We start from the raw sequence: 12,600 nt of genomic DNA on the forward strand, positions 1-12,600 counted from the left end.
CTCTTGAGCGAGAATTTCACAACCACTCAGTCCGGTGCTCCGGTTGCCAGCGATGCACACTCGCTGACCGCTGGTCCGGATGGCATCACCGCCCTGCACGACCGCTACCTGGTCGAAAAGCTTGCCTCGTTCAACCGCGAGCGTGTCCCGGAGCGCAACCCGCACGCCAAGGGCGGCGGCGCTTTCGGTGAATTCGTAGTCACCGAAGACGTCTCCAAGTACACCCGTGCAGCCGTCTTCCAGCCGGGCGCCACCTCCGAGACGCTGCTGCGTTTCTCCTCAGTTGCCGGCGAGCAGGGCTCCCCTGATACCTGGCGCGACGTGCGTGGCTTCGCACTTCGTTTCTACTCCACCGAGGGCAACTACGACATCGTCGGTAACAACACCCCGGTGTTCTTCATCCGCGATGGCATTAAGTTCCCTGACTTCATTCACTCGCAGAAGCGCATGGGCGATTCGGGCCTGCGCAATGGCGATATGCAGTGGGATTTCTGGACGCACTCCCCAGAATCCGCACACCAGGTCACCTACCTGATGGGCGATCGCGGTCTGCCGACCTCGTGGCGTGAAATGAACGGCTACGGCTCACACACCTACCAGTGGATCAACGCTGAAGGCGAGCGCTTCTGGGTTCAGTACCACTTCATGTCTCGCCAGGGCGTCCACAACATGGGTGCCGAGGAAGCTGAGAAGCTTGCCGGCTCGGACGCCGACTTCTACCGTCGCGACCTGTTCGACAACATTGCCGAAGGCAACTTCCCGACCTGGGACGTCAAGGTCCAGATCATGCCGTACGAAGAGGGCAAGACCTACCGCTTCAACCCGTTCGACATCACCAAGACCTGGTCGCACAAGGATTACCCGTTGATCCCGGTTGGCCACTTCACGCTGAACCGCAACCCGAAGAACTTCTTCGCCGAGATCGAGCAGGCTGCTTTCTCGCCGTCGAACATGGTTCCGGGCACTGACATCTCCCCGGATAAGATGCTGATGGCTCGCGTCTTCTCCTACCCGGATGCCCAGCGCAACCGCATCGGCACCAACTACAACCAGTTGCCGGTCAACCAGCCGCACGCATCGACGGTACGTACCTACATGCACGAAGGTGCCATGCAGTACCACTTCAACGATGCCGACGCACGCGTCTACACCCCGAACTCCTTCGGTGGCCCGGAAGCCGACGCAGCACGCGCCGGCGAAGGCAGCTGGGAGAACGACGGTGCACTGGTTCGCGCCGCACAGACCCTGCGCTCGGAAGACGATGACTTCGGTCAGGCCGGTACCTTGTACCGCGACGTCTTCACCGCCGAGTCCAAGGAACGCTTCCACGCGACCCTGCTGGGTCAGTGCCAGGGGATCACCATCGAGTCAATCCGCGAAGGTTTCTTCCAGTACTGGACCAACGTTGATGCGAATCTCGGTGCGATCCTGCGCGATGCATACAAGGCAAGCCTCTAAATAGGGTTTACGCCGCTGGTTTGCTGACTACCGTTCCACAAGGCTAGGTGGCCAGCAAACCAGCACGCATACGTAGCAAAGAGGGACCCCACTTATTTTCACGCTAGTGAAGTAGGTGGGGTCCCTCTTCTGCTATTTTTACCTTTAAGGCAGTTGCGTACCGGCACCGCCAGGTACCAACGCCTGCGTTATTCGATGATGAAGTCTTTCGAAATTGCAGGCCCACCAAATCCAGAGATCTTTACGTGTATCGTCGTTGGTTCGATCGCTTCGAGATCGGTCTTCTTCACGTCGAAAGTGAACTTTCCATTCCCCAACTGTAAGCAATTAAACACCGCCGGAGTGGTAAGTGAACCGTCGGAACTGCACCACGCTCGGCTGCTCACCGTCACATCAGATGAACCCGGTCCGGATCTTTTTTCAAATTCCGCACGCAGCAAATTAATGAACCCAAATGACGAAGTATCAATCGTGATGGTGCTTGAGGTATCGCCATGTTCGATATCGATCGGCGGAGTCGGCTCGGTGGTCGGATCCACAGTCGGATCAACAGTCGGCTCAGTCGGTTCCGTCGGATCAACAGTCGGCTCAGTCGGCTCAGTCGGATCAACAGTCGGCTCACAGTCGGCTCAGTCGGATCAACAGTCGGCTCAGTCGGTTCCACAGTCGGGTCCGTCGGCGTTACCGTAGGCACCGCCGAAGTCTCAGTACTTGGTGATGCCGGCGCACTAGAAGATTCTGATGGATTTACTGGAGAAGTTGGCTTGACGGTTTCCGAGGGTTGTCCCGAAACCGATGCTTCCGGCTTCTGAGCAGGATTCGAACCTACAGCTGGCGTTTCGGAGATTTGCGGTGCTTGCGATGGAACATGGTCATCCGTCGGGGCTGGTAGCGCTGGAATCCCAGAGTCCACGGGTTGTTGAGGTACCAATGAATTGATTCCCGCGGGAGGGATTTGAACTGGAGCTAGCCCCTTCGGAACTGTTGATACTCCAGAAGACTTTGAATCCTGAACGGTATCTGTGTCAGGCGGTAGCTCGGCTGTACCTAATGAGCTTGTTGCGGTGGGAGAACTCACTACAGCTTCGTCGAAAAATAGGGTGTCTTGATCTGTAATTCCCGGCATTGGTTGAGTACCAGGCACAGCAATTTCTTGTTTTGGTGCTACTAGGCCGTTGGTAATTTCTCCGTCGGCTTGTTTGGGCTTTGATTTATTTCCAAGTTCAGCGCCTCCGACCGCAGCAACTGCAACTACAGCAGCAAGCGCGACGCCCGTGACGGCAATGGCTAGAGCATTTGCACCGGCAAAAGCCCCAATTCCTCCAAATAGACTGCTACTGCCAACCCCCGCAAAGGTGGTTGTGGTTCCCGCCGTGGCACCTGTAGCAGGTGCGGTTCCAAGCGAAGTTCCGGTACCTGCATGCGTTGCCTTCCCCAGAGAAATACTCAGCGCTGCCCCAGAAGTAACGGCCGAAGGGATTCCTAAGGCTGTGATGCCGCCGAGGAATAGTGGGGCAATAATGCCACGCATCGAAGAACTTACGTCGTTGATCTGCAGAAGAATCGCAGTGCACTTATTGCAGTCGGCCAGATGCTCATCAACTTTTGCCTCGTTACGAGCGCTGAGTCCACCGCGAACATACGCCCCGAGCTGGCGTGAAAATGCTTGGCATTGATCCCCCGTTGAAACCTTTATGTGTCCTTGTAAGTATGCTTGGCGTAGGCCTTCACGAGCTCGGACGGCCAAAGCAGATACACCGTTGGGTGAAAGGCCCAGCATTGGTGCTACTTCAGCTGGTTTTAGCCCATCGATTTCCGTATACCAGAGCACTGCTTGCCAGCGTTCGGGAAGTGAGCGGAAGGCTTCCCCCACAACCCCGGATTCAAATTGATTCATCACGGGGTCGGCATGTTCGGTACCGCGTTCAAAGACACTGAAGTCGTCGGTCAATGTCTGGCGTTTTTCGTGATTGTTATAGGCGAAAGCTAGGCGAGAAACGGTGGTACACAGATAAGCCCTGAAAAATGCTTCGGGACCATTATCGGTTTGTAAGATAGAAAAGACTTTTTCAAAGCCCGTGGCCACTAGATCTTCGGCCTCGGCAGGACTATTTGAATGTCGGTACGCAACCCTGAGCGCTACATCGTAGTGCCGTGCATAGAGCATCTCTTGGGCATGCTGATCGCCCGCGCGTACCTGGCTAATTAGCTCGGAGTCGCTCGGTTCAAGGGATTCTGCACTGGGTTCCACAAGAATACTCATTTCACTGCAATGAAGGCACGTAATAGATGCCAGCATCCTTCAGATTATCGCATCGTGTGCAATCGCCCCGCTTGGCTTAAAAGATAAGAGCACCAGCTCAGCCTTTCATGACGCGAACTGAATGAATTAATTTCTCAAATATCCGCGTCATGATTTTGCCTTCGTGCACTCTCAATTGACATGAAGTTCTTCTCCCGTCCCAACCGCACCGCGCAAGACGCCTCGATGCTGCTTGAACAGTGGTGTGCCCTATCACAAGCCTCGGGGTGGATTCGAGAATCGGACTGGTTTTGCAATGCGGCGCGTTCGGTAGCTGTAACGTTGTGCGCTGGCGATGAACCGAGCGTGGTGATTCGTTCACTCGCTTCCCGAAGAGCCGTTCAAGGAGTCGGAATCTCCGAGTCACTGCGAGACATTCAGTCACTCTTTGGCGTGTATCCACATCCCAAGCGTGATGAATTGTTGGTTTCCTTTGCCGACGCTTGGGTAGAAGCCACGGATTTGTTCAGCCATCGGCTTACCTGTGCGGATGCAACAACTGGACTTTCAAACCGCCAACATTTTGAGCGCCGAGTCTACGAGCTACGGGAGAATCCAATGACACGAAACGAACCATATTTGCTGGCTCTCTTTAAACATCTGCATGTCGACCTCGATGACATGAGCACCTTCATGATGGCAGCAGAGATCGGTCAGGAAGTTGCTCAGTCGGTTCCCGAGGCTGTTGCCACCTACCGAGGAAACCGCTTGGCGTTGTTGCTGCCGCGCGAGATGGCGGTTCGAAGTCGACTAACGCAGCTAGGCCGCTCGCTCGAAGATGTACTTGAGGATTACAAGTTACCGCGAGATAGCCTACGAATTGATCTTGAACCGTTGCCACAGGATGCCAAGGAAATTCAACGGGTTCTGGGAAGCTTGTGGAGCTAAGCCATCAAACTAGTAGTCCCGCAAAGACTCCCCATGAATTAACTGATGCCCGTACATACTCGGTGAAGAGTGTGTACTGGCATCAGTTAAAAGCGGAAATCAACGCGCTTAGCCTCGGGAAATCTTTACCATTTCTTCGCGCTGAACTACCTTGATTCGTGCACGATCAATGGGGCCATTTGAAGTATCGGTGGGGCTTGCCACGGTTCCCAACGCAATTTCATGAGCGTCGAGCTTCTTCCAGCCTTCCCACGTGGTGTACTGGACTCCACGTGATTCAAGCAGTTCAATGATTGCGTCTTCGCTCGGGTGCTCTGCTGCGGGCAACGACAAACGGTCTTCAAGGAGATTGCCAATGGTTTCCAAGGCATCCCCCTTGGTGTGACCGATCAATCCCACCGGACCACGCTTGATCCAACCCGTTGCGTAGAGGCCCGGTACGTGGGTGCCTTCTGCATCGAGCACACGACCACCATGGTTGGGAATGACTCCACGCTTATGGTCGAATTCAATCTCGGTAAGTTCGGAACCAAAGTAACCAATAGCCCGGTAAACGGCCTGAACCGGGTAATCAATGAATTCACCGGTGCCCTTCACGTTGCCGGTTCCATCAAGCTCCTGACGCTCAAACTTAATCCCGGAAACCTTGCCGTCCTCGCCCATAATTTCTACCGGGTTGTGCAAGAAGTGCAGGTGCAGACGGCGCGATGCGCCGGTGTCCTGTTCTTCCACAATCCAGTTGGTCAGTGTGTTAACCATGGTCTTGACCTGGTTGTTGGACTTGATCAGCGCATCGGAAGCCTCGTCGAATTCGAAGTCTTCCGGGTATAGCACGATGTCCACATCACGGCTGTGGGAAAGCTCGCGCAACTCCAGTGGGGTGAACTTCACCTGGGCCGGGCCGCGGCGACCGAAGATGTGTACATCGGTGACGGGCGAATCCTTCAGACCCTCAAAGACGTTCTCGGGGATCTCGGTAACCAGCAGATCTTCTGCGTGCTTAGAGAGCACCCGAGCCACGTCCAAGGCCACATTGCCGTTGCCGAGCACGGCAATTTCTTTGGCTTCAAGTGGCCAGGTGCGCGGGACATCTGGCTGGCCGTCGTACCAAGAGACAAAATCGGCCGCTCCATAGGAGCCCTCGAGCTCGATGCCCGGGATGCTCATGCTGGCATCCTTGATGGCACCGGTGGCGAAGATGACAGCGTCATACATGTCACGGATGTCGCTCAGCTTTAGGTCACGTCCGTAGGTGATATTACCTAGGAAACGGATATCACCGCGGTCCAGAACCTTGTGCAGGGCGTTGACGATGCCCTTGATGCGCGGGTGGTCTGGGGCAACGCCGTAGCGGATCAGTCCGTAGGGTGCCGGGTAGGCATCGAGCAGATCAATGCTTACCTCGAATTCACGTTCCGCCTTGGTGAGAATGTCGGCAGCATAGACGCCAGCCGGACCGGCCCCGATAATGGCGACACGGAGCGGACGTTTTGCTGTTTCAGACACGAGAGGGGTTCCTTCCCAAAGGGGGTGTTTACTAGCGCACGTAATAACGCACAACTCCCTAGTCTAATTGGAATTCCGACGCAGTTGGGAGCCCTTGTGCTGATGCTCACGTCCCACAGCTGATTTTGATGCCTCAAATTCATCACAAGCAGTCATCTAGGTGCCCAACACCACCTTGGCATCGGTTGTACTGTGGAATATGCAGGTGTCCGGTCCTCCTAGAGCGCTTTGAGATCATTCGTGTTGAAACGTGTCATCGGGACTTATTGCCTGCTAAACCAGCAGAACTTTTGAGCTGCTTGAGGTACGCCACGGAATGGATTCCATGTTTTTCCTGTTAGAGACGCTATGACCCAGACACGTTCAACACAGCCAACGGCTCTGTCTGCACCGGCCTCGGCAACCGCCCAACGCAACACCGGATTGCTTCAGGGTCTGAGCGCTTATGGCATGTGGGGCTTGTTGCCTCTCTATTTCCTGACAATCAGCATTGCCTCGCCCTTAGAAATTGTTGCCAACCGGATTGTTTGGTCACTTGTCTTTTGCGCCATCTTGCTCACCGTGACCCGCCAGTGGCTACACATGGCCGAATTATGGCGCAACAAACAGGCAATGCGACGATTGACCGTCGCTTCGGTGCTCATAGCCATCAACTGGCTCACGTATACCTTCGCGGTGCTCAACGGGCATGCGGTAGAAGCATCCCTTGGATACTTTATTAACCCACTGGTTTCCACAGCCCTCGGTGTCATTTTCTTGAAAGAAAAATTACGTCCCTTGCAATGGACCGCCATGGGCTTTGGTCTAGCCACGGTCATGACGCTGACATTTGCTTATGGCAAGGTCCCCTACATCGCGTTGACCCTTGCCTTTTCCTTTGGTTTCTATGGTTTTATGAAAAATCGCGTGGGGCGAACCGTCACCGCATTGACGTCACTGAGCATGGAAACCGCAATTCTTAGTATTCCTGCCGCAGGATTCATGATTTGGCTGGTGGCTACGGGTAAAGACACCGTCTTTTCTTCGGGAGCCACGCACCTCTGGCTCATGCTTGCCAGTGGCGTAATCACCGCTGTGCCACTCTTGCTCTTTGGTGCAGCGGCCAGGCGCCTGCCATTGACCACCGTGGGAACCTTGCAATTCTTGGCTCCCATTTTGCAATTCATTATTGCTTTGACGGTCTTTAATGAACCAATGCCGGTCGAACGCCTCATTGGCTTCTGTCTCGTGTGGGTTGCTGTCATTCTCTTGTGCATCGATATGGTTGCCCAACCACGTAGAGACCGGGCAGCGATTGCCGTTGCCGAGCGCACCGGCAAGTAAATATCTTTCAGTTACCCTTAGCCGGGTAAAACACTCACAGCAGAGTTTGTCTCGGGAGTGAATCTTTGGCGTGGATTAGCTCCCGGCAGTTATGGATAACAAAGAAAGGGACCGAAGAAAATTGTCCAAAGCCCTGAACAATTTTCTTCGGCCCCTTCCCTAGCTCTGTGCTAGCGCGGTGACTAGGCGTTGGCGCGGATAGCGCCTTCCAGTACCTCGAATGCATCTGCAAGTAGCTCGTCGCTGATGACCAGCGGAGGCAGCAGACGGATGACGTTTCCGTAGGTGCCACAGGTAAGGATCAGGACGCCTTCGGCAAGGCAGTCTGCGGCGATCTTTTTGGTGATATCCATGTCCGGCTCGGTGCCGCCGGCCTTGACCAGCTCGATGGCAACCATGGCGCCACGGCCACGAATGTCACCAATGACGGAGACCTCGGACTGAAGCTTGCGCATGCGAGTGAAGAACTGCTCTTCAATCTCGCGGGCACGGCCTGCGAGGTCCTGCTCTTCCATGAACTTGATGGTTTCCAGTGCTGCGGCAACTGCAACCGGGTTACCACCGTAGGTGCCGCCCAGGCCACCTGGGTGAACCGAGTCAAGCAGTTCGGCGCGGCCGATAATGCCCGACAGCGGCATGCCACCGGCCATGCCCTTGGCAATGGTGATGATGTCCGGGGTGATGCCCTCAATGTCCGAGGCGAACCATGCACCGGCACGGCAGAAACCGGCCTGTACTTCGTCGGCAACGAAGACGATGCCCTGTTCCTTGGCCCATTCGGCAATGCGTGGCAGGAAACCCTCGGCCGGAACGATGAAGCCGCCCTCGCCCTGGATCGGTTCGATGATGATGGCTGCGATCTGGTCGCCACCAATCTGCTTCTCCATCGCCAAGATGGCGCGCTCGGCGGCTTCCTTGCCCGAGATGTTCGGGTTTTCTTCGCGGTACGGGTAGCTCATTGGCATGCGGTAGATTTCCGGTGCCAGCGGGCCGAAGCCGCGCTTGTACGGGGCTGCCTTGGCGGTCAGGCCCATGGTGAGGTTGGTGCGGCCGTGGTAGGCGTGGTCAAAGGCGACAACTGCCTGGCGGCCGGTTGCTACACGAGCAACCTTGATAGCGTTCTCAACGGCTTCGGAGCCGGAGTTGAAGAAGACAGCCTTCTTGGCGTGGTCACCGGGGGTGATTTCGGCAAGCTTTTCGGCCAGCTCGACGTAGCCCTCGTAGGGGGTCACCATGAAGCAGGTGTGGGTGAAGCGAGCTGCCTGAGCAGCAACGGCCGCTGCAACCTTTTCGTTGGATGCTCCAACGGAAGTTACTGCGATACCCGAGCCTAGGTCGATGATCGAGTTGCCATCGACATCAACGATGACGCCACCATCGGCGTCTGCGACGTAAACCGGGAGTGAGGAGGCAACGCCCATTGCCACAGCTGCGCTGCGGCGAGCCGCCAACTCAACTGACTTCGGGCCGGGGAAAGCACCATTGATCTGGCGCTTCTGTTCAATGCGGTAAGTGACGTCCATGAACGTTCATTCCTTTCCCGGCCCTTTCGGCTAGCTCCGCGTCTCTCAACCCGCACTAGTGGCAGGACAGAAACGCTCACCAGAAGAAACCCCGGAGTGTTAGTGATGTGTACTGCATTGAGCCTATGTTGCAGGTGAGACGGCACGCTAGTGAATTTGGCACAGTGAGCATTCAAGCGGACAGTGCATGTGCACAGAAGCCGCTGGCGCCTGCGCATGATGGAAAAAAGGATGTGCGGTTCCCAGATGCCATGTGAATAGCGTCTGGGAACCACACACCCTTATCTAGAGGAAATCCTCAAGGCCTTCTAAATAGGTAACTAGTTAGAGTTCGTGAGGCATTTCTTCTGGAAGTAATTCTTCATCTTCTGGGTGACGGGCAAGGTTCCACATGGCAAGGGCCAAGCCTCCCCAAACGGTGACCATGGCGATGATCATCATGGTGATGGCTACCGGGGTCATTTCTTCACCTCCTGTGCAGCTTCGGCTGCTTCTTCTGCAGAAAGCGCGGCATCGAATTCGTCGTATTCGGGGTCCTTGAGCTTTGATTTATCGCTCCATGGAATCAGCGAGAGCAATATTGCTCCAACGATAAGTGCTCCGGCCATGCCCCAACCAAAGACTCCGTTGAACCAGGTGGGATACCCGGAATAGGATTCGGTGCTCTTGGTCTGAATTTCGTTGATCAGCATGTAGCCCAGGGCAACAGGTGCGATACCTCCAACGAGGATGCGCCAGCCGGTACCCATCTTGAGCGAGGAAGTACGGTTCAGGTGCCTCTGCAGCTTCGGCAGTGCCGTCAAACCGGCGCTTAGCACAATCACCGTAACAAGCGCACAGGCCAAGATGCCGAACTGGTTGACGAATGCGTCCGAGGTATCGAGCAGGTAAAGCCCGGTTGTGGTCGGGAACAGGACCATTGAAATCAGCGCAACCGGGATGGTAACAATCAGGGTTGCACCCTTACGGCTCCAGCCCAGCTTGTCTTGGAACGCCGCAACAATAACCTCAAGAATGGAAATCAAGGAGGTCAATCCGGCAAAAACGAGCGATCCGAAGAACAACACACCGAGAATTGCACCAAACGGTGCCTCGGAGACGATGGTTGGGAAGGCAACGAAGGCCAGCCCAATGCCACCTCCGGCAACATCGGATACGGCCTGCCCGGAGGCTACCGCCATGAATCCAAGGGCAGCGAAGACGCCGATGCCGGCAAGGATCTCAAAGCCGGAGTTGGCGAAGGCAACGACCATGCCCGAACCGGTCAGGTCGGTCTTGCGCTTGAGATAAGAGGAGTAGGTAACCATGATGCCAAAGGCCACCGAGAGCGAGAAGAAAATATGGCCAAAGGCAGCCGCCCACACCCCGGGGTTCCGTAGCGCTTCCCAGTTAGGCGTGAAGAAGGCGTTCAGGCCTTCCATGGCGCCCGGCAGCAGTACTGCCTGGATGACTAGGATGACGAACATGACAACAAGTAGTGGCAGGAAGATGGCGTTTGCACGCGAAATCCCCTTGTTCACGCCAGCAACCATAATCACGATGGTGACAATCCATACCGCAAGCATTGGGAAGAAGACCCCGGAAACGAAATCGAATGAGAGTCCGATTTCGTCTGCGGGTGCAGTTTTAAGGTAGCTGTCGAAGAATGCTCCGGCATCATCGCCCCAAGCCTTGGTGATTGAGAACCATGCGTACATGGCTGCCCAGGCAATGATTGCTGCGTAGTACACGGCAATCACGAAACAAATTAGCACCTGCCACCAACCAAGCGGCTCGGCAGCGCGGCTCAGACGGCGGTAGGAAAGCGGTGCGGAACCGCGTCCGCGGTGGCCCACCGAGTAGTCAAGGAAGAGCAGCGGGATACCTGCGCACAGCAGGGCAACGAGGTACGGAATCAGGAAGGCTCCGCCGCCATTGTCGTAGGCAACGTACGGGAAGCGCCAGATGTTACCCAGGCCTACGGCGGAACCGATGGCCGAGAGTATGAAAAGTTTTCGCGAAGAGAATGTCTCTCGCTTGGCCGGGGCGGCTTGTCCGCCTCGGCCTGAAGGTGCAGTGGTCATGAGCCAACATTAACCCACAAGTGATGTACGTCGCGTGATTTTAGCCGCTTTTCGTGGATTTCCTATGAGAACTCGTCGTTCGAGTGCACAAAAAGTTCACTACAATTAGTGCATGGCCATCACATTGTCACGACTTCTTGGGTCGACCGCGCTTTCGTTGCGTTCGTTGAACGATATTTCCGCGGCAGCGGATATTCCCATCGAGTGGGCAGCGGTGACCGAGTTACGCGACCCCTCCCCGTTCCTCAGCGGTGGAGAAATTGTGCTGACCACGGGACTTCGCCAAACCACCATTGCAAACCAGCAAGCATTCGTTGAGACAGTCCATGGTGCCGGAGCCTTAGCTTTGGGCTATGGAACCGGATTGAGCCATCGCAGTGTTCCCGCAGCCGTTCTGCGCAAGGCCGGTGAGCTTGGATTACCGGTGTTTGAGGTTCCCTATGAAACCCCATTTGTTGCAATCACCAAGATGATTGCCGATGCCTTGAACGCCGATCACCTCGCCCGCCTTGAACGCCTACTCAAGGGGCACCAGCAGCTTGCCTCGACATTGCTCACCGGTGGATTACGTGCCATGCTTCGTGAGCTTTCACGCATGCTAGGTAGTGCCGTATCCCTGACCCAATTTGGTGCCCGTGTTCATGGACCAGAATTAGGAGAAGAACGGTGGCAAGCGGTCCCCATTGCCACCGGGCTCAAAGACAGATGCACCCTGTATTTGGCCGAACCATATGTTCGAGATGGACTAGTTGACTATGCTCAGGGCCTGATCGGTCTCGAATTAGCAAACCAGGCACGGCTTCGGGAATCTAACCGGCTGGTCGCAGGACAGGCCTTTGCCGATCTTATTGCCGGTTCCTTGACCGGATCCGAGGCAACTGCCCGATTACAGGGAATCGGCGTGAGCCCACAACAAGCACACTCGGTGGTTCTAGTTCAAGCATCAGTGGGACATGAAAAGGCCTTGCGTACCCTGCCGATCCCCCCACAGCTTGAACACGCGGTGTCGGCAATCGTTGAAGACCGCCTCGCCTTGATCATCACGGGAGCGGGCGCCAGCACCTTTGCCGATCAGATCGATGCGTATCTGGACGGGGCCGGGATTGGCGCGCGGGTTGGTTTTGGTGGGGATTATGCTCAGGCCAACGGTTTACGTTGGAGCTTCTTTGAGGGCCTTGAAGCACTGAGACATGGGGAGCGCATCAATACTCCATCTCGGCTTTCACTCACTTCCCTACTGCTAGCTGCTCGCGATGTTCCCCTCCAGGCACTTGCGCAGGAGGCATTGGGGCCGCTGGAGGCTTTCGATAAGAAGCATTCGGCGGAGTTGATGGGTACGTTGCGTCACTATCTTGAATTGGATGGAAGCGTTGGTGCGGTAGCCGAAACACTTGGCTTACACCGAAATACCGTGCGATATAGGCTCCAACAGATCAGTGAGCTTAGCGGTTACGATCCAACAACCACGGCCGACCGAGTCCAATTGTGGCTTGCGCTCACGGCCAAAGACGTTACTTAAAATTCTTAGCGCTTAGAA

9 protein-coding genes are annotated in these 12,600 nt (G+C 55.6%); 4 read left to right on the forward strand and 5 right to left on the reverse strand.

What is annotated here, in order from left to right; genetic code table 11:
* Positions 1-3 precede the first annotated feature (3 nt).
* Entirely contained in the window at positions 4-1,458 is a 1,455-nt protein-coding gene (locus CQ018_RS02585) for a catalase (protein ID WP_105548386.1), read from the forward strand.
* Positions 1,459-1,846: 388 nt separating this feature from the next.
* On the opposite strand, the gene CQ018_RS19765 is transcribed toward CQ018_RS02585, so the two are convergent.
* The gene (locus CQ018_RS19765) at positions 1,847-3,721 is read right to left on the reverse strand and encodes a sigma-70 family RNA polymerase sigma factor (RefSeq protein ID WP_219843982.1); all 1,875 of its coding nucleotides are present in this window, start codon (positions 3,719-3,721) and stop codon (positions 1,847-1,849) included.
* Between the two features lie 180 nt (positions 3,722-3,901).
* Here CQ018_RS19765 and CQ018_RS02600 point away from each other — a divergent pair, with 180 nt between their 5' ends.
* Positions 3,902-4,648, forward strand: coding sequence for a hypothetical protein (locus tag CQ018_RS02600; protein ID WP_105548387.1), 747 nt, complete (start codon positions 3,902-3,904; stop codon positions 4,646-4,648).
* A gap of 108 nt (positions 4,649-4,756) precedes the next feature.
* Here CQ018_RS02600 and CQ018_RS02605 read toward each other — a convergent pair whose 3' ends face one another.
* Complete coding sequence (locus CQ018_RS02605) at positions 4,757-6,154, reverse strand: FAD-dependent oxidoreductase (protein ID WP_105548388.1); 1,398 nt, start codon at positions 6,152-6,154, stop codon at positions 4,757-4,759.
* 348 nt (positions 6,155-6,502) lie between these two features.
* Here CQ018_RS02605 and rarD point away from each other — a divergent pair, with 348 nt between their 5' ends.
* The gene (gene rarD, locus CQ018_RS02610) at positions 6,503-7,477 is read left to right on the forward strand and encodes an EamA family transporter RarD (protein WP_105548389.1); all 975 of its coding nucleotides are present in this window, start codon (positions 6,503-6,505) and stop codon (positions 7,475-7,477) included.
* Positions 7,478-7,659: 182 nt separating this feature from the next.
* Here the strand turns inward: rarD and gabT are convergent, their stop codons facing one another.
* From gabT to CQ018_RS02625, 3 genes are all read right to left on the reverse strand, one after another.
* Positions 7,660-9,000, reverse strand: coding sequence for a 4-aminobutyrate--2-oxoglutarate transaminase (gabT, locus tag CQ018_RS02615; RefSeq protein ID WP_105548390.1), 1,341 nt, complete (start codon positions 8,998-9,000; stop codon positions 7,660-7,662).
* A 324-nt stretch (positions 9,001-9,324) separates the two neighbouring features.
* Positions 9,325-9,462: a methionine/alanine import family NSS transporter small subunit gene (locus CQ018_RS02620; RefSeq protein WP_105548391.1), complete on the reverse strand. Its 138-nt coding sequence runs from the start codon at positions 9,460-9,462 to the stop codon at positions 9,325-9,327.
* Positions 9,459-11,063 (reverse strand): sodium-dependent transporter, encoded by a 1,605-nt coding sequence (locus CQ018_RS02625; RefSeq protein WP_105548392.1) that lies wholly within the window; start codon positions 11,061-11,063, stop codon positions 9,459-9,461. The genes CQ018_RS02620 and CQ018_RS02625 overlap by 4 nt, the downstream gene beginning before the upstream one ends.
* 112 nt (positions 11,064-11,175) lie before the next feature.
* Here CQ018_RS02625 and CQ018_RS02630 point away from each other — a divergent pair, with 112 nt between their 5' ends.
* Positions 11,176-12,582 carry a PucR family transcriptional regulator gene (locus tag CQ018_RS02630; RefSeq protein WP_105548393.1) on the forward strand — a complete coding sequence of 469 codons (1,407 nt, stop codon included), beginning with the start codon at positions 11,176-11,178 and terminating at the stop codon, positions 12,580-12,582.
* The last annotated feature ends 18 nt before the right edge of the window (positions 12,583-12,600 follow it).

This window comes from Arthrobacter sp. MYb227, assembly GCF_002975435.1.
Classification (GTDB): Bacteria; Actinomycetota; Actinomycetes; order Actinomycetales; family Micrococcaceae; genus Paeniglutamicibacter.

Bases quoted from the DNA above. Each gene is read 5' to 3' on its own strand.
- CQ018_RS19765 (WP_219843982.1), bottom strand. From the start codon at position 3,721: ATGAGTATTCTTGTGGAACCCAGTGCAGAATCCCTTGAACCGAGCGAC.
- CQ018_RS02600 (WP_105548387.1), top strand. From the start codon at position 3,902: ATGAAGTTCTTCTCCCGTCCCAACCGCACCGCGCAAGACGCCTCGATG.
- rarD (WP_105548389.1), top strand. From the start codon at position 6,503: ATGACCCAGACACGTTCAACACAGCCAACGGCTCTGTCTGCACCGGCC.
- gabT (WP_105548390.1), bottom strand. From the start codon at position 9,000: ATGGACGTCACTTACCGCATTGAACAGAAGCGCCAGATCAATGGTGCT.
- CQ018_RS02620 (WP_105548391.1), bottom strand. From the start codon at position 9,462: ATGACCCCGGTAGCCATCACCATGATGATCATCGCCATGGTCACCGTT.
- CQ018_RS02625 (WP_105548392.1), bottom strand. From the start codon at position 11,063: ATGACCACTGCACCTTCAGGCCGAGGCGGACAAGCCGCCCCGGCCAAG.
- CQ018_RS02630 (WP_105548393.1), top strand. From the start codon at position 11,176: ATGGCCATCACATTGTCACGACTTCTTGGGTCGACCGCGCTTTCGTTG.